16 protein-coding genes are annotated in these 18,364 nt (G+C 38.6%); 8 read left to right on the forward strand and 8 right to left on the reverse strand.

The features are described from left to right. Positions 1-488: 488 nt before the first annotated feature. On the forward strand, positions 489-1,370 hold the full coding sequence (locus tag PN471_RS13635; RefSeq protein WP_271777308.1) for a LysM peptidoglycan-binding domain-containing M23 family metallopeptidase: 882 nt from the start codon (positions 489-491) through the stop codon (positions 1,368-1,370). Between the two features lie 40 nt (positions 1,371-1,410). Here PN471_RS13635 and PN471_RS13640 read toward each other — a convergent pair whose 3' ends face one another. The 4 genes from PN471_RS13640 to PN471_RS13655 all read right to left on the reverse strand — a co-directional run bounded on the left by PN471_RS13640 (position 1,411) and on the right by PN471_RS13655 (position 6,336). Continuing rightward, positions 1,411-2,199 (reverse strand): MBL fold metallo-hydrolase, encoded by a 789-nt coding sequence (locus tag PN471_RS13640; RefSeq protein ID WP_271777309.1) that lies wholly within the window; start codon positions 2,197-2,199, stop codon positions 1,411-1,413. A gap of 346 nt (positions 2,200-2,545) precedes the next feature. Further along, complete coding sequence (locus PN471_RS13645; RefSeq protein WP_271777310.1) at positions 2,546-3,316, reverse strand: circadian clock KaiB family protein; 771 nt, start codon at positions 3,314-3,316, stop codon at positions 2,546-2,548. Positions 3,317-3,343: 27 nt separating this feature from the next. Beyond that, the gene (locus PN471_RS13650) at positions 3,344-4,561 is read right to left on the reverse strand and encodes a type IV pilus twitching motility protein PilT (RefSeq protein ID WP_271777311.1); all 1,218 of its coding nucleotides are present in this window, start codon (positions 4,559-4,561) and stop codon (positions 3,344-3,346) included. Between the two features lie 476 nt (positions 4,562-5,037). Further along, positions 5,038-6,336: an amino acid permease gene (locus PN471_RS13655; protein ID WP_271777312.1), complete on the reverse strand. Its 1,299-nt coding sequence runs from the start codon at positions 6,334-6,336 to the stop codon at positions 5,038-5,040. A 445-nt stretch (positions 6,337-6,781) separates the two neighbouring features. Here PN471_RS13655 and PN471_RS13660 point away from each other — a divergent pair, with 445 nt between their 5' ends. Then, entirely contained in the window at positions 6,782-7,240 is a 459-nt protein-coding gene (locus PN471_RS13660) for a response regulator (RefSeq protein ID WP_271777313.1), read from the forward strand. A gap of 3 nt (positions 7,241-7,243) precedes the next feature. Here the strand turns inward: PN471_RS13660 and PN471_RS13665 are convergent, their stop codons facing one another. Together PN471_RS13665 and PN471_RS13670 are read right to left on the reverse strand one after the other, a co-directional pair. Next, the gene (locus PN471_RS13665) at positions 7,244-8,365 is read right to left on the reverse strand and encodes a hybrid sensor histidine kinase/response regulator (protein ID WP_271777314.1); all 1,122 of its coding nucleotides are present in this window, start codon (positions 8,363-8,365) and stop codon (positions 7,244-7,246) included. An 18-nt stretch (positions 8,366-8,383) separates the two neighbouring features. Then, positions 8,384-9,664, reverse strand: coding sequence for an ATP-binding response regulator (locus PN471_RS13670; protein ID WP_271777315.1), 1,281 nt, complete (start codon positions 9,662-9,664; stop codon positions 8,384-8,386). 626 nt (positions 9,665-10,290) lie between these two features. On the opposite strand from PN471_RS13670, the gene PN471_RS13675 reads away from it, so the two are divergent. Then, positions 10,291-11,013 (forward strand): response regulator, encoded by a 723-nt coding sequence (locus tag PN471_RS13675; protein ID WP_193892226.1) that lies wholly within the window; start codon positions 10,291-10,293, stop codon positions 11,011-11,013. 68 nt (positions 11,014-11,081) lie between these two features. Here PN471_RS13675 and PN471_RS13680 read toward each other — a convergent pair whose 3' ends face one another. Continuing rightward, complete coding sequence (locus PN471_RS13680; RefSeq protein ID WP_271777316.1) at positions 11,082-12,413, reverse strand: lipid-A-disaccharide synthase-related protein; 1,332 nt, start codon at positions 12,411-12,413, stop codon at positions 11,082-11,084. A 111-nt stretch (positions 12,414-12,524) separates the two neighbouring features. Beyond that, on the reverse strand, positions 12,525-13,358 hold the full coding sequence (locus PN471_RS13685; protein ID WP_271777317.1) for a carbohydrate ABC transporter permease: 834 nt from the start codon (positions 13,356-13,358) through the stop codon (positions 12,525-12,527). Between the two features lie 110 nt (positions 13,359-13,468). Between PN471_RS13685 and PN471_RS13690 the strand changes: the two genes are divergently transcribed. The 5 genes from PN471_RS13690 (at position 13,469) to PN471_RS13710 (ending at position 17,949) form a co-directional block, all read left to right on the forward strand. After that, complete coding sequence (locus PN471_RS13690; protein WP_271777318.1) at positions 13,469-14,305, forward strand: D-alanyl-D-alanine carboxypeptidase family protein; 837 nt, start codon at positions 13,469-13,471, stop codon at positions 14,303-14,305. A 202-nt stretch (positions 14,306-14,507) separates the two neighbouring features. After that, entirely contained in the window at positions 14,508-14,723 is a 216-nt protein-coding gene (locus PN471_RS13695; protein ID WP_271777319.1) for a hypothetical protein, read from the forward strand. 38 nt (positions 14,724-14,761) lie between these two features. Beyond that, positions 14,762-15,223, forward strand: coding sequence for a DUF29 domain-containing protein (locus PN471_RS13700; RefSeq protein ID WP_271777320.1), 462 nt, complete (start codon positions 14,762-14,764; stop codon positions 15,221-15,223). Between the two features lie 192 nt (positions 15,224-15,415). Then, entirely contained in the window at positions 15,416-16,672 is a 1,257-nt protein-coding gene (locus PN471_RS13705; protein WP_271777321.1) for a vWA domain-containing protein, read from the forward strand. Next, positions 16,669-17,949 (forward strand): vWA domain-containing protein, encoded by a 1,281-nt coding sequence (locus PN471_RS13710; protein WP_271777322.1) that lies wholly within the window; start codon positions 16,669-16,671, stop codon positions 17,947-17,949. Before PN471_RS13705 ends, PN471_RS13710 begins: the two co-directional genes overlap by 4 nt. Positions 17,950-18,364 lie beyond the last annotated feature (415 nt).

Raw genomic sequence — 18,364 nt, forward strand, 5'->3', positions numbered from 1 at the left:
CGGGAGTCAGGAGTTCATCAAGAACAAAAAAACAAAGAACAAAAAGAAAATTTCTTCCCCTCTCCAACTCCCCAACTCCCCCTGTTCCCTGTTCCCTGCTATTGAGGATAATTTCCTCAACGAACTTTAAAGACTTGAGTTTTCCCATTACGGTTGACTTCTGTGTAGCGCTGATCATGCCAATAAGCTGTTGTGCATTTAGTTCGTATAATTCTAGCGGGCAAGATGCCCGCACCACAAAGTTCAAGTAAATTAATGGATAGATGAAAGCTTATCTCTTGAGGTAATCAAGCAAACCATCAGTGAACAGATCATTTGAGCGATAAATATCGAAAATTTGTCAGCATATTCGGAGATCATATCTAGTTCTTAGATTTCATCATGAATTTACTCGAAATGGGTAGTAAAAAGATAGAGGAAAAACTTGATCCTATCTTTAACAATTCCCCACTAAAATCTAAAAATTAGCGATTTCTGGACTTATTTACATGAAATTTTCCTATCGTTCACTATGTTTTTGGAGCTTACTTAGCACTTTAGGTTTATTATCCACCTTATCGCCATCACAAAGCGTTAATGCTAATCCAGGGAGTTGTCCTAGTCCCGTCTTAGCTCGTATCCAACGTCATCAAGTTAATCGCGGTGAAACTTTAGCAAGTATAGCTAGTCGTTATAATCTATCACCAGAGACCATTATGGGAATCAATCCATCTGTTAAGAATGGGGTGGTAAGTCCGGGTACAGAATTGCAAATTCTCCCTTTTAATGGCATTGTTGTGGAAGTTCCTCGTAATCAAAGCTGGCGACAAATCGCATCCAAATATAAAGTTCGTCCAGATACAGTCTTTGAAATCAATGGTTGTCAGAAAACCCCTAAATTTGTCTTTTTACCAATACTTTCAGGGGTAACTAATACTCCTGCCGCTGGAGTAATTGCTACCGCACCTAGTACCCCCACTGAAAACATTACTGGTTATCCCTTACCAAGTGTTACAGAGGTGGGATTAGCTTATGGTTGGCAATATCACCCGGTAACAGGAGACGTTTTCTTTCATAGTGGCGTAGATTTGTTAGCACCAGTAAATACTCCTGTGGCAGCGATCGCTCCAGGAATCGTCGTCTTTGCCAAGGAACAGGGTAGCTACGGCAAATTAGTCATTATTAACCACGCAGGTGGCTTACAAAGCCGTTACGCCCAACTTGACAGCATCAAAGTCACTCTAGGTCAAACGGTCAACAAAGGCGATATTTTAGCAGCAGTTGGAACTACAGGACAACCAACCTCTACTCAACCCCATCTTCATTTTGAAATGCGTTCCAACGGTTATTTAGGTTGGGAAGCAAAAAATCCCAAGGAGTTTTTAAAATGAGGAATCAGGATATTAACTACACGCCGAAATATTTTTGACCTTAATCGTGCGTAAAGTCCTCAAACTGTCTTTTTAATTCAAGATTAACTTGTTCACCGGGCTTAGGGGCGATTAGTTTGGTTGTTAAATGATTTTTCTCTAACAATGTCCGAAATTCTGCCACACTTCCCTTTTCTTGCAGGAATTTTACCAATAGTCCTGTAAACAAAATATCCCCTCCGGCTGCGGTAGGCAGGATAAATTGAGGTTTTACGGATTTTGTCACTTCTAGGGCGCTGTTCATGCCTTTGATAATCGGACCGAGTAAGGGTAAGCTCAAATCAATGATTGGAGTAATTACTACGTCAATGGGTGCTAGTTCTTTGAGTTGAGGGGAATGATAGCCATGAGGTTCATAATACAGTGTGGAATTATTTGCTAAATCTTTCAGTAGATAGCTATTTTCTAATAGGGTTGGTCCAATGGGAGAACCGGGAAAAGCTTTAATTTCTACTTGATGATTTAAGGTAAAGGTTTCGCCATGATTGAGGCTGATGATTTGTTGATAACCCAGTTGTTTTACTACTTTAACCGCATTGGGGGAAGCGACAACGGGGATATTTTTGTGAAGCTGCTTTAAAGTGGGTGGGTGTGCGTGATCTTCTAAACCTTGAGAAAGCAAAATTAAGTTTATATTATCTGGTATTGACCGATCCTGAGAACGAGAACCTTTAAATAACCAATCTAAATTATTAAAGGTTAAATCACCAATTAACCAAGGGTCAATTAGTATCCGCTGTTCACCAATTTCAATTAACCAACTATTACTATCTAACCAAGTAAGGTTCATATTTACACAAATCCTGAGTTTACGTGAGTTCGGAGTTCGGAGTTTGGAGTTTCTCCTTCGGAGACGCTACGCGAACGGAGTTATAATTTTTTCAACGAGATCATAAGGGCTTGAGACTCCTACGTGGGGTGAGTTTTCCACAAATTATCGTTATGTCGAACTCACGTGAGTTTTTAATTTTTAATATTTGATAATTTACCAACCTACAGCGATTTCCAATCATATAAGGTACATCTTAGCCCCCTCATCGCTTGCGGGGAGGGGGTTGGGGGTGGGGTTTTTGTTACGGGTTTGATGACAATTTGCTGTAATCAAACATTCTTCCCTCTTCCTCCTGACTCCTGACTCATTGTCCTGCTAACATTTGTAATAATTTATCCATGTTATCTAAGTTACCAACCATCCGCCGAATTGGGTGGGGCCAAACCTTAACTAAAGTGGGAGTAGCGGAAACTTGATCAATTTCTGCCTGTTCTGGATTTGTGAGGACATCAATAACTTTGAGAGTATAAGGATATCCTAGCGATCGCTCCAAGGATTCGTGCAAGTTCTGTAAAATTTTTTCTGTAGTCGCACTATGACCAGCCACAAACAAGCGCAAAACAAAACCCGGTACTCCTGGAATATTTTGTAACACAGGTTGTCTATTGACAACTGGTGGCTGGTCTTGGGAGGGAGAATCAGCCAAATCTAAACGCACAATTAAATCATGATCTTGCCAAAGCTGAGGAAATGTCGAGCGATAAGTTGATAATACCAGGCGATCGCACAAACCATCCTGCCAAGGTGCTGATTGCCAAACCAAATCCCCCGTCCCAAAAATCGCATTCAACACAGCCTGATGCCTAATCACTGCCGGGTAAGCTTCCGCAAAAATCTGTACTTGTTGAGTCCGCGGATTTAACCAATGATCAATAGTTGCGGTATAGCAAGGCACTAAAAAATGTGGCAGCTCCGGTAAATCGAGAATTTCCTGTAAAGCCGCACATAAATTTAAATGCCATCGTCCTTGCTTGTTAGGGTCAATACAATACATCAAATCCCCTCCAGGCGTAAACAAGGCAATCCCCTTGAACAACTGGGGTTTAGAAAGTTTGTCTACATTCAACTTAGTCATTGGTCATTGGTCATTGGTCATTGGTCATTAAACACGACCTCGGAGGAATTGGGCCATTTCATTAGGAGTTGGCGACATTTCTAGCGCCGTTTCCTCAGTAATTCGACCTTCTTGGTAAAGATTGAGCAATGACTGATTCATTGTCACCATGCCATCAAAACCAGCTTGTTTCATTAACTCCGCAATCTCATCATACTTGCCATCCTTCACCCATTCCTTCACAGCTTCAGTATTAATAAGAATATCGTGGAAAGCCGCCCGTTTACCATCTGTAGTCCGGCACAAACCTTGAGCAATTACAGCTACCAAAGATTCTGCCAGAGCTATCCGCATAGCTTCCTGTTCTTCACCCGAATACAAATTGAGAATCCGTTCAATAGTTTTTACCGCACTATTTGTGTGTAGAGTTCCCATCACCAAGTGACCCGTTTGTGCCGCCTTCAGTGCCGTATTCACCGTTTCCTTATCCCGCATTTCCCCCACCAGAATTAAATCTGGATCTTCCCGCAAAGCTGCTTTCAAAGCATTATCAAACTTACGAGTGTGCATTCCCACCTCCCGCTGTTTCACCAAAGACTTACGGCTTTGGTGGACAAATTCCACCGGGTCTTCAATCGTAATAATATGTTTAGCCATCTCCCGATTGATATAATCAACCATTGCCGCCATTGTCGTAGACTTACCCGAACCAGTAGGACCTGTGACCAAAACTAAACCCTTATGATGGTGACAAATATCTCTAAACACTGGTGGTAAACGCAACTGCTCCATAGATAGAATTTTAAGAGGAATTAACCGCAATACCATTGCATAACCACGCAGCGAATCAAATACATTAATCCGCACACGGGCAAAATCGTACTGAGTCGCACCATCAAATTCTAAATGTTCTTGAAATCTTTGAATTTCAGAATCAGAAAGAATCTCCCGCAACCAACGCATAAAAGTTGGTTTATCAACTTCGGGATAACTTGTCGTCAGAATTTCCCCTCGGCTGCGGAAGCGGGGAATTTCACCCACTCCCAAGTGAATATCAGAGTAACCCTCATCAAAAGCTTCCTGAACAAGCTGCGCCAAGGTCTGTCCTACAGGTTCATTTGTTAACCCATGAGAATTGGAGAATATTGGTGGTGGTGTGGTCATTATTGGCGGTGCTGGGGCGTTCATTTCTAAATTTGCCACCTGATGCTGTACTTTTGCTTTTGGTAAAGGTGGCGGCATTCTAAATGTTTGTGATTCTGTCATATATCTTCACCTTTGTTAATTAGTTATCGGTCAGTTGTCAGTAGAAAATATTTTTCCTCTGCCTCTTACCCCCTGTATCTGTTATGCAGTCTTTTTTGTCGGTTATTCACTAACATACATATTTTTTAACACATACTGATCATCCTTGATTTTCCGTAAGTTCTACGCAACATATCAGTAACTATAGGACTCCGGTTTGATTCCTGAATTTTCCGATTAAATAATTAAATATTCCGATCACCTGACAAACTTTAACAACATATCCCTTTGTTTGCACTATACAAACAAGGGATTTTTTTATGCAGATTCCTAAATGATACCAATTGTAGATGATAATCATCAATTTATATATCTTAGGGGGGACTAGATTAAACCCTAATAAATATTAAATATTAAATAGCCCGATTACCCTACCGGACTTTAGCTCCAAATCCTCTCTTGTCATTACCCGACAAGGGAGGTTTTATTCACAATTTTTAAACTTGACATATTACCAGAATTTGTCTACAAATTAAAAACAATGCCCCGACCATAATCAATACTAATGTTATCTTGCCTCCAGGAACTAGGGTTTGATAGTTACCATTAGCAAATTCTGGTGTTTGACTTTGTTTCCAACTCATTAATGCTGGCATAACTCCTGCTAGAATAGAAACACTAAATGCTCCCGTGTATTCTAAAGCATGAAAAAATATAGTAGGATTAAGTGTTCCTAAACTCAGAGGTGGAAGCAAAACTAAGGAATAGAGAGGTAAACGGGAAATTTCACTTTTGGTAATGATGGAAATATCTTGAAAAAAATCTGCTAAACCATAGGTAATACCTATAAATGATGTCACGATTGCAAATTCAGAAAAAATTGATAATAAAACGGCAAACCATTCTCCTGATTGGCCAGTTCGCAGAATTTGCAGTGGATCAAATACGCTCTCATTTGCGAAATTATGGGATAAAATATCTGGAGTCATACAGCCTAAAATAATAGCATTCCAAGCTAAAAACATGAATAAGGGAATTACTGAACCAATAATCATAGATTGTCGAATTTTGTTAATGTCTCCTTCCAATTGAGTGACAACCATTGGAATAATACTGTGAAAGAACATTGCTACATATATAATAGCAATAGCATTACCTACAGATTGCCAATTTTGTACTAGTAGTTGGGAGTTTTGGAATTGCATTCCTCCTAATATTAATAGACCCAAAAAAGTAATTAGTAAAATAATAATAAATATCCCATTTATTTTTGCCACCAATCTATCTTTCCCCCAATATATTAGACTACCAAATACGAGAAAAAAACTGACTGTTCCTACCCACTGAGGTGAAATATGTTCTAATTCCCAGACTTTATCAACTGTGGTTGTTAAAATTTTGCCACCTTCAGTCATATATGCCACTAAAAGGGCATAGTGGTTAAATACATAGGCAATTCCGGCAATTCTCGCTCCTAGTTTACCGAGAATTTTTTCTATAGTTGCTAATAAACCTATATGGGAAATCCCCTCAAATCTCATCACATTTAAAGTCAATTCTGCAATTAATAAACCGGAAATTAAAGTATACAGCCATACAGTAATAATTAGGATTGTGGATGGTATAATCCCCGATGGTAAAGTTACAGCAGGTAATCCAATAATCCCTGCTCCAATGGTAGTTCCTGTAATTAAAGCTGTATTTCCTAAAACACTACCGGGTTGATGTTGAAATTTATGGTTATCAAATTTTAGATGGGAAAATAATCGCGTTACTGTTTGTTCTTTTTTATTCATAAGTGCAGGTAATTAGTGTGATTGAGATTATTATATCCCCGACTCCTTGAAGAAGTAAAAGTATGATTTTACTTCACGCAGAGACGCTCCAGGCGCAGAGAGTAAGAGTTTGAGAGATGAAATTTTCGACTTTCATACCCCAATTCACCAACGCCTAAAAAAAGTTGTGTCAACTATTTTACTCATTCTTTGGCTAATTGGGCAATAATCAGGGTAACAATAATCTCTGGTTTTGATAAAAGTGAGAGGTTATGAATTTATTGATTTTTCTAAATAAATTTATTGACGATTTTGCATATAATCAAAATATATCTGCTAAAGGCATTAAGGCTGGATTTTTATTTCCTGTTGACATTGGTTGAGGTAAATAACCAATGAGGATTTGCGAGTAAGTCTATTATGCCTAAAAAGATGACTACTCCCCATTAACGACTCTGGAGACGAGATGTATCTAGCGCATTCATTCATGAGTGACGAGAAACGGCAACAACATCAACAGCCTTTGATTTTAGTGGTAGAAAATCATGATGATAGTTTACTGTTGATGAGTTATACTCTTGAGTTACTTGGTTGCCAGTCTATTTGTCAAAAAGAAAGTTCAACAACAGTATTTATGGCTAAGGAACATCAACCTGATTTAATTTTATTGAATATTTTTTTACCTGGGATGAATGGACTAGATTTTATTCGGTATCTTAAGCAAGAATCGTTAACTTGTCATATTCCTGTGGTGGCTATGACGGTTTTAACTGATGCTGAATATAATAAACGGATGCTTGAAGCTGGTTTTGATGATTACATCGTTAAACCTTATATGATTGAGGAGTTAGCTGCAATTATCTACCGTTTTCTAGGGAGGAAATTTGAGCTATGCTCCGTTTTAGAAGTGCCACAGATTCATTAATAATCATGGGGTGATTTTAGGGAGTTTGACTCTGAATATGCTGCCTTTACAGATTTCTGAGGAAAGTTCTATTTTACCTCCGTGTGCTTCAATAATGCGGCTGCAAAGATGTAGTCCTAAACCACTGCCTGATCTTTTATTTTTACCCTGACGAAAGCGCTCAAAAATAGTTTCTTGATCTTCTGGTGCAATCCCATAACCTGTGTCTTGAACTTCGATGATGATGGTACTGCTGCAATGATTAGCTGGGGATAAGGTTTCAAAAATGCGGATTTCTATACTGCCTGTATCTGTGAATTTGATGGCATTACCAATTAAGTTATGGAATACTCGTCTTAATTCTAAGCGATCGCCTTTAACTATGCCACCATCATTGCCTGTTGAAGTTAATTCATGGGTATCTAATTTTAAAGTTAAGTTTTTCTCCAGTGCTAAAAAATTTAATTCACTGATGACTTCGGTAGCAATTGTGATTAAGTTGCATGATTCAAAGTAAAGATTTTTTTGTCCAGCTTCAAAGCGGTAAACTTCTAGTAATGTATTCACCATTTCTAGGAGATTTTGATTGCTGCGAATCATGATACTAATGGGTTGTTTCATTTCTGAAGGAATTTCTCCAAAGACTTCTTGCAGAAATAAATTCAGCACTCGATTAGCAGCTATTAGGGGAGTACGTAAATCATGGGTAAGACGAGAAACAAAGTCTTCTCGCTGGAGGGTCATTTTTCGTTGTTCGTCAATACTGTACTTTAATCTTAGGAGCGATCGCACTCTGGCTAATAATTCTTCAATCTCAAAGGGTTTGCGAAGAAAATCATCAGCACCAATATCTAAACCTTCAACTACGCTGGATTCAGGATGGGCTGTTAGTAGTAGAATCGGAATATAGTTTATTTCCGAATTATTGCGAATCTGTTGTGTAACTTCATAACCGCTTATTTCTGGCATCATCACATCTAAGATAATCAAATCTGGTAGCGACTTTATAACTTTTTCTAAAGCCATTTTACCATCTGTCGCTCCATCAATTTCATAGCCTTCAATTTCTAAGATTGTTCGCAATAAAGTCAGATTATCTGGGACATCATCAACGGACAAAATTCTGGCTTTTTTCAAATTAGACATATTTAAGTTGTTGATAATCTACAATTTTAAATGAGGATAATATACGGAATGAAAACTATTTTCATGAGAACTGAAAACCACACTACCTAAATCTGGGGCTAAATTTATTTTTCGTGGTAATTTTATTTCAAATATTGAACCTACCCCTAACTGACTTTCGATATCTATTTTTCCTCCCATAATGTCTACCAATGAATCAATAATAGCTAAACCCAACCCCGTACCAGAATATTTACGGCCAATACCCTGATCAACTTGGTGAAATGCTGCAAAAATATTTTGAAAATCTTGAGAAGCAATACCAATTCCTGTATCTTTCACTGTTATTATAACTTGATTTTGAGTTATGTCTCGGATTTCTACCCAAATATTTCCAGACTCTGTAAATTTTACAGCATTGGAAAGTAAATTGATGACGATTTGCTGTAATCGAACTGCATCATTAAATACTAATGTATTTTCTAGGTCTATTTTAACTAGTAAAGATAAATTTTTAGCTTCAGCTAAGGGACGAATTTTTGTAACCGCATTACTCACAACTTTGGATAAATCTAATATTTCTGGCTTTAGTTCTAATTTCCCAGATTCTAGTTGAGAAAAATCCAGGACTTCATTAATTTTGATCAGTAAATTTTTGCCATTTTTGAGAATTTTCTCTACCATGTCTAGTTGTTTATTTGTCAACTGACCAAATTTGGGACGTAGGAGAATTTGCGAAAACCCAATAATTGCATTCATGGGAGTTCTTAGTTCATGGGATATGGTGGCTAAAAATACTGATTTTAAGCTAGATATTTCTAAAAGTTTCAAGTTTTGTTGTTTAATCTGTTGCTGTTGTGCTGTTAATTCTCTTTGCTGTGAAACTAGCTGTTCACGACTTTCTTTAAGCTGTTGATTTACTAAATCTAGCCGCATTTCGGCATGATGTATACGCATGGCACTGCGTAAAATTTGAGCTATGGTTTCTGGCGATAGTCTAGACTTAACAAAATACTCACTAGCACCTAATTTTATCAACTCTCTACCTATTTCTTCACTTGCTGAATCCATGAGGATGACTAATGGAACTTTAATCCCTGAAGATTGTAATTTACGGATTAATGTGAAACTATCTTGATTTTGCAAATAGTCAAGAAATACGCAATCATAGTGATTATTGATGAGGACAAACAAGGCATGATTCCCATCTTTGACTTCATCAATTTCCATGCTAATACCTGTTTGGGTCAGAGCTAGACTTACTATTGAGGGATCAGTCTGATTATCGTCTATAACTAATATCTTCAGATTCTCTTCCATCGGCTTTTCTTTCGGCTGTCAAATACAAATTTATATTCAGCATTTCTGTTTTTACAGTTTCTAGATTATACAAATAATGAACATGATCTTCTGGTGAATGAGCAAATTTATTTCCAGGTAAAAGAAATACTTTATCTAATTAAAAACATTGTAAATTAGTAGCTCATTAACTGTCCTCACCCATTAGTGAGAGTTGCATGGAAACATTATGTACCATTAGCTTCAGTGTTTTCATCTAAATATTGGTTAAAATTATCTGTATCACGCATATAAATACGTTTTTAACCTAGATACCAGCGTTGGAAGTTTTTTGTGTGTCTGATAGCATAGTATAATACTAGTAATACTCACATATTCTGTAACGATGCATTATATGTTACCTGCCAACCGCTGATAATACCATAACTGTAATTTTTCTGATTGGTCTCAATAATTTCATTTGTTTTGGGAGGAATATCTATATATCTTTAGTTAGATTTTTACAGCTACGGAAATTCAAAAATCAATTATTTATTATTCCTACTGATAGATGTTCATTGGTTCACGGATCATATATGCTGAGGAATGGATAAATTAGATACAATTTGTAATATTTCAGAAGTAATCTGATGATCATGGGTGTAATAATGAGTGATATTAGCATTTTATTAATTGAAGATCATGATTTAACGCGCATGGGACTCAAAACTGAATTGCAGTTGCATGGCGGTTTTAAGGTGGTGGGTGAGGCGGCTAGTGCGAATTTGGGACTAAAACTTTTAGAAACAACTAAACCGGATGTGGCTGTGATAGATATCGGTTTACCCGATATGGATGGGATTGAATTGACGCGCAAGTTTAGACGTTATCAAACGGAAACAGGACAATCGCAGACCAAAATATTGATTTTGACGATGAATAATTCAGAGAATGTGGTTTTGGCAGCCTTTGCCGCCGGGGCGGATTCCTATTATATGAAGGATACAAGTGTTAATAAATTTATTGAGGCTGTACAAGCAACTTTTCATGGTAACTCTTGGATTGATCCGGCGATCGCTAATATAGTATTACGGAAAATGCGCCAAGGTGTCCCCGGTGATCATCAATCCTTGGATAAGCCGAAAACGGTGAAAATTGAAGCCCTAGAAACAGAATATGAACAGGTTTTAGAAACTTACCCCCTCACCCAACGGGAGTTGGAAATTTTAGCATTAATTGTGGCTGGTTGCAGCAATGGACAAATTGCGGAGAAGTTATATATTACAGTAGGTACTGTCAAAACTCATGTTCGCAATATTTTAAATAAACTCTGTGCTGATGATCGTACCCAAGCAGCAGTTCGGGCTTTACGTTCCGGTTTGGTGGTTTAAGGAAGGAGTCATGAGGTAGGGGCGCAGGGGTTGCACCCAGTCAGGAGTATGGATAAGAGATAAGAAAATTACCCATTACCCATTAGCCTTTCTTGTAAACATTCTGCAATCCGTTGTGCTGCACCCGCACGTCCCATGCGTTGAATGCCATTTTCAGCGATCGCATGGAGGATGTCAGGATTTTTAAGGAGAGATTGGATGGCTGGGAGAACTTGTGATGGTTGATTGACGAGGGTAAGAGATATACCTAAAAGCCGACTTTGGGCTTCTGCAAAACCGGGGTTATATTGAGGACCATGACCAGGGATAGCGATCGCAGGTTTTCCCAAACCGATGAATTGTTCCGTTGCTGTTCCAGCCATAGCGATCGCCACATCACCTAAATACAAGCAATGATTATAGGCTTGTTGGGTCAAGATGAAGTAAGAATTTTTTTGTTGAAAAGTCAAACTGTCGGGGTCAGAAATTGGTAAAGGAGATTGATCACAGCGTCGCCAACCTTGGATATGTAAACTTTGTGATAAAATACTACAATCTAAACCAGGAGCGATCGCCCCTAGAAAAATCATCGTCCCCCCAGCCCCAAACAAAGAATCTGGTCGTCGTAAACTAGCCATCAGCGCTGATACAGCAATCATAATGACTTCCCAATTATTGTAAGCTTCCGGCGCACGAGAACCGGGCAAAAGAGTCACAATCAAAGGACGAATCATCTCTTCGAGTTCAGCATCAGGACGATAGAACTGTTGTGAGGTCAAACTTGTCTGTAACCCATCCATCATGGGATTCCCCACATCTACAGCGGGAATTGACCATTTTTTGAGAATTTCCGTAGTCAGAGAATCTCTAGGAAACACCGCCCGACAACGACCACGACTCATCAACCACCTTTCCCAAGGATGGTAAATCGAACCAGAAAAATTTTCCCACCATGCGGACTTTGATTTCCTGGCTAACAATCCCATTGTGTCACGCACATAGTATTCTGATTTAGCCGTCCCCACAAAAGCATAATCAGCACCACTCATTGCTGCCAACAGCAAAGGAACAATATCCCCCACAGCAAGAACAGCCTTGTGATTACCTAACTTAGTTTGTGAACTTACCCAACGGCGGATAGATTGAATTTGATTAAGAGTCAACTGCACCAACCCCCCGCCAATATCACGCATTAATTCACGGCTATCCATATAAATAAAACCACCAGAAGGCATAGTTCGCACTTTACCAATCAGAGGAATATCTATTTTTTGATAAGCACGTCCTTCACCCACTATTGGTAAAGCAAAAATATCCGGTGGAGAAGATAATTGTTGTAAAGCCTGAATAATCCGCACAGCAATCATATCTTCCCCATGACCATTGCTTAAAACTAATAACTGTAATGGAGAATTGATCATTTTTCTAAATGCTAGGAGTCAGGAGGTAGAATTGTTGAAGATAGCTTTTGCATATTCCCAGGATTACCATAGCCGGGGTTCAGAAGCTTGATGATTTTTTTATCTGCATTTTTAACCCTTGACTCCACTCCCCGTATCAGTAGGGACAATGTATTTTTGTAAAAACAAAAATAATACTAACACTGGAGTAATAGAAATTACTGAACCAGCAGCCACTAACCGCCAATCTAAGGAAAATGTTCCCGCTAACTTAGCTACCCCCAATGGTAGAGTATACAAACTTTCATCCTGAATGACAATTAAAGGCCACAAGAAGTCACTCCAAGCACCAATAAAGACAAAGATAGCCAAAGTAATTAAGGCTGGGCGAATGGCAGGTAGCATTACGCACCACCATAATCCTAACTCAGAACTACCATCTAAGCGAGCCGCTTCCTCAATTTCTTTTGGCACACTTATCAAGGCTTGTCGGAGTAAAAATATACCAAAAGCAGATGCTAAACTCGGAAAAATTATACCTAAGTAACTATTTCGCAATCCTAGTTGCACTGTTAAAATATATAAAGGAATCATGACAATTTGGAAGGGAATCATAATTGTGGACACAATGGCAATAAAAATCCCATTTCTGCCCACAAATGATAGTCTAGCCAAGGGGTAAGCCGCTAAGGAACAAAATAACAAATTTAAACCAACTGTTAATCCTGATACTAATATACTATTGTATAAATAAGTTCCAAAAGGTAGAGATTGCCAAACTCTGGAGAAGTTTTCTAATGTTGGTTGATTGGGTAGTAATTGGGGTGGTGACTGCCAGATATTTTCCGTTGGTGATTTTAAGGCTGTACTGACCAACCATAATAATGGAAATAGCATCACCAGGGCGATCGCTCCTAGTATGCCATAAATAACTAAGGTTTGAATGCGAGAGTTTTTAAAAGTCATTATCTTGATAAAAATGATTAAACACAAAAGTAATTAACCTAATAATACAAAAAAATGACGAGACTTTGCGATATGATGAAACCGGAATTTTCAAAATAAGTAATATTTTCATGAAACTAGTTCTGAAAATAGCAGCATTTGTGACTATAATTATTTTTGTTAGTGTTAGCTTAGTCTCTATTCACAAAATTTCCCAAAGTCAGCCAACACAAACCCCTCAAATCACGGCAGACTGTATAACTAACTCCGACATACCTTGTCATAGCCCAACAACATCTGTAAATACACAATTTATTCCCAATCAGCAATTAGATGATCAACAGCGTTTCTTAGCAGTAATCGCCAACAAAATCCTCACAATTCCCGAAGTTGACACTTTTGAATATACTTTACTGCGTGCTTATGGGACAGTATTTATTAATCAAAAGCCAGGAATTAACTTACCAAAAAAAGTGATTTTAGATAACGAATCAGCAACCCAATCTTTTCAAGACACAATCAATATAGCTTTAGTAAATGACACACAAGAATGTTATTTACAAAAAACAGCCGCCACCGCCTTAAATCAAGCCAAAAATTTAGCAACCATTCCTTTAAAATCAGGTTACGCTGGAGATTGTCTTCGCAATTTTGCCACCAATTTAAGATTTTGGAACAAATACGCAAATAGCGAAACATTAACACAAGTAAAAGCCGGAAAAGAAACAAAAATTCTTGGCTTAGTTGCCCCCCCTGGCACATCACAACATCTGTGGGGATTAGCAATTGATTTACAAGTATCAACATCAGCCCAAAGACAGGCTTTAAATGAAAATGGCTGGTTTCAAACTGTAGTTAGTGATCTTCCCCATTGGACTTATTTAGGCTGGAGTGAAGATGATTTACCCAAATTTGGATTACAACCAAAAATTGTCCAAGGAATTAAATATTGGGTAACACCAATTTAATTTGTCAAAAGTTTCCCCGCCCAGGGGTGTGGGGTTTCTACTCTCTATTTATCCCTCGTTCCCAGTCGGAGACTGGGAATGCTATTTTTAGCAGTAGTTATTTCATACAGTTTTACATAAACGCTCCATGAAAAATTCACATAAAGATTTGGAAAAAGACTGATGATTTGATATATTAAATAAAATAGCAGATAATAAAAATATGCAAAGTATCAAGATTCGTTCTTACCTAGGTAAAGATGGGATGCTTCATTTAGATATCCCTCTGGAGATGAAAGAAACAGAATTAGAAGTAACAGTAACATTTGAAGCTGTTAATCAAACAATCGAAATTGCCCAAAATCAAGAACTCAAAGATTTAGAATGGCATAATTTTATGAATAGAGTGAATTATGAAGAAAGAGAAACAGTAGAATGATTTACTGATAAGATTATTGCAGGAGGTTAGAAATCATTATGACAACACATCAACCAACAGTCATTACCAATGATAATCTTTACGACCAAGATTTTTATCTGTGGATAGAAACCATATCTAAACAATTAAAAGCAGGGAAATTTGCAGAAATTGATTTAGAAAATCTGATAGAAGAAATTGAAAGCATGGGAAAAAGTGAAAAACGGGAGTTAAAGAGCCGTTTAATTGTGCTATTAATGCACTTACTAAAATGGCAATATCAACCTGAAAAACGTAGTGAAAGCTGGCGCAGTACGATTACAGAGCAACGTATTTGTATTGAATTATTATTAGAAGATAGTCCTAGTTTGCAACCTCTATTTATAGAAATATTTGCAGATTGTTATGAAAAAGCTCGTTTAAAAGCATCTGAAGAAACAGGAATTAAATTAAACTCCTTTCCTAAAAAATCTCCTTTTACTTTAGTAGAAACCCTAAAAAATTACTTTTTGAATAATTAAATTATATCAATTTTCATGTTTATTTGTTCATATTTCAGTCTCTGTTTTAGGGAAAGTTAAGACTTTTATTCCAGTGATTCTCCGCCTGTGACTCCTAAATTAACTTATTTTTTATTTTCCGTAGTATAGAGGATGCGGTTTGAAGTTATCTATAAAATTGTATCTGTCTAAACTAGATAGGAAATTGAAATTATGAAGATTAATTTACAACTAGCGCTCAATGATACTGGTATAGATGCAAATCAAACTAGCACTCAACGTCAATTAGTAGTTTCCGTTTCTGCTGGTGGTGAAACAATAGATCGGAATGTGCCATTGAACTTATGCTTGATTCTCGATCATAGCGGTTCAATGATGGGAAAATCCCTAGAAACCGTGAAAAATGCCGCTTGTTTGTTAGTAGATCGTCTGAGTCCTGAAGATCGCCTCAGTGTAGTTGTTTTTGACCACCGGGCCAAGGTTTTAGTCCCCAATCAGTTAATTACAGATCGAGACCAGATTAAAAAGCAAATTAAACAACTCAAAGCTGATGGGGGAACTGCCATTGATGAGGGTTTACGCTTAGGAATTGAAGAGTTAGCCAAGGGTAAGCATGATACAGTTTCCCAAGCATTTTTACTGACTGATGGGGAAAATGAACATGGTGATAACGATCGCTGTTGGAAATTTGCCCAATTAGCCGCCAGCTATAATTTAACTCTAAATACATTGGGATTTGGTGACAATTGGAATGATAAGGTTTTAGAAAAAATCGCTGATGCTGGTATGGGTACAATGTCTTATATTCAACACCCAGATCAGGCTGTATCGGAATTTGGGCGGTTGTTTAGTCGAATGCAAACAGTGGGGTTGACCAATGCTCAACTATTATTATCTTTAATGCCTAATGTCCGACTGGCAGAACTCAAACCCATTGCCCAAGTGTCTCCAGATACCATTGAGTTACCAGTACAACCCGAAAGCGATGGGCGCTTGGTGGTGAGATTGGGCGATTTAATGAAAGACGGGGAACGGGTAGTTTTAGTTAATATTTATGTGGGACAGTTGCCAGAAGGTAAACAGGCGATCGCTAATGTTCAAGTCCGCTACGATGACCCCGCCCATAACCAAATCGGGCTATACTCCCCCAATCTACCAATTTATGCTCATGTCACCAGGGAATACCAACCAGCACCAAATCCCCAGGTACAACGGTCGGTTCTAGCTTTAGCCAAATATCGCCAAACCCAGTTAGCCGAAACGAAATTACAGCAGGGTGATCGGGCTGGTGCAGCAACGATGTTACAAACTGCGGCCAAAACTGCGCTGCAAATGGGAGATGCTAGTGCGGCAACGGTATTGCAAGTTTCCGCCACCCGCTTACAAGCTGGGGAAGAGTTATCAGAAAGCGATCGCAAAAAAACCAGAATTGTCTCAAAAACTGTTTTGCAAGATGCTTCCCCTCAATGAAAGTTCAACTCACATCGGCTCTAAATGATACCAACGTTGATGCTGCCCAACAAAGCAATCAACGTCAACTCTCAATTTCTATTTCCGCCATTCCGGCTGAATTTGAACAAAGTTTACCCTTGAATCTCTGTTTGATTCTCGATCAAAGTGGTTCTATGTCTGGTGAACCCATGAATATCGTCATTCAAGCAGTTGAGCAATTATTGGATCAATTAAAAGCTGGTGACAGGATTTCCATCGTCGGTTTTGCTGGCACGTCTGGAGTCATTATCCCCAACCAAATCATCCAAGATGTTGAAACCATCAAAACCCAGTTAAGAGCCAAGCTAAAGGCTGCTGGCGGGACTGTCATTGCCGAAGGTTTATCCTTGGGGATTACAGAACTACTCAAAGGCACAAAAGGGGCGGTTTCCCAAGCCTTCTTACTCACAGATGGTCATGGGGATAACGGGTTACAGATTTGGAAGTGGCAAATTGGACCAAATGACAATAAACGTTGTTTGCAACTTGCCAAAAAAGCCGCCAAACTCAGCCTAACAATTAACACTCTGGGTTTTGGTGATGACTGGAATCCAGATTTATTGGAAAAGATTGCTGATGCTGGGGGTGGGACTCTAGCCTATATCGAGAACCCAGAGCAAGCTGTAACTCAATTTGCGCGGCTATTTCGGCGAGTACAGTCGGTGGGATTAACAAATGCCCATTTACTTCTATCTTTAGTCCCGGCTGTCCGTCTGGCGGAACTCAAACCCGTTGCCCAAGTTGCGCCAGATACCATTGAATTACCAGTCGAAACCGATGCTAATGGGACTTTAATAGTGCGGTTAGGGGACTTGATGAAGGATAGCGAAAGGGTTGTTTTAGCGAATATTTATCTGGGACAATTACCGGAAGGGAAACAAGTCATTGGTCATATCCAAATTCGCTATGATGACCCATCTTTGAATAAAGAGGGTTTGCTTTCTCCCTTAGTGCCAATATATGCCAATTTTACCAAGAGTTATGAACCTGCTCTCAATTCCCAGGTGCTAAACTCGATTCTGCTTTTGGCTAAATATCGGCAAACTCAATTGGCTGAGGCAAAATTAGAACTAGGCGATCGCCTTGGCGCTGCTACAATGTTACAAACTGCTGCTAATACCGCCTTACAAATCGGTGATACCTGTGCAGCAACTGTGTTACAAGTTTCGGCAACTCGCTTACAAACCGGTGAAGAGTTATCGGAAAGCGATCGCAAAAAGACAAGAATGGCATCCAAGACTATTTTGAAAGAATAGCTGTAAGGTAGGTCTTTTGGCCTACCTGATCAAATTTTCGGCAATTTTCGAGCCAGCGATCGCTGGCTCAAAAACCAGATAAACATCCGTCATATCAGATTTTATTGAATTTGTACACACCTGATAGGAAGATGAATAGGAGTAATTTAAGGTTTAAAGTATCTATATATGGTAAACACCTGGTATATATTAAGGCTTGGCTAACACCCGAGCCTTTTTTATAAGAAAATAGGCTAAAAACCCTTATAATCTCGTTGAAAAAATCATAACTCCGTTCGCGTAGCGTCTCCGAAGGAGAAACTCCGAACTCCGAACTCACGTGGTATCCCCAAATGCTGGGCTATTTTATCAGGCTCAACGTTTACCCCAAATTTTGCAGCTTCATCGTTTATCTGCGTTTAATTCTGACTTCTTG

Origin of the sequence: Aphanizomenon sp. CS-733/32 (genome assembly GCF_028330045.1) — a bacterium.
Classification (GTDB): domain Bacteria; phylum Cyanobacteriota; class Cyanobacteriia; order Cyanobacteriales; family Nostocaceae; genus Dolichospermum; species Dolichospermum gracile.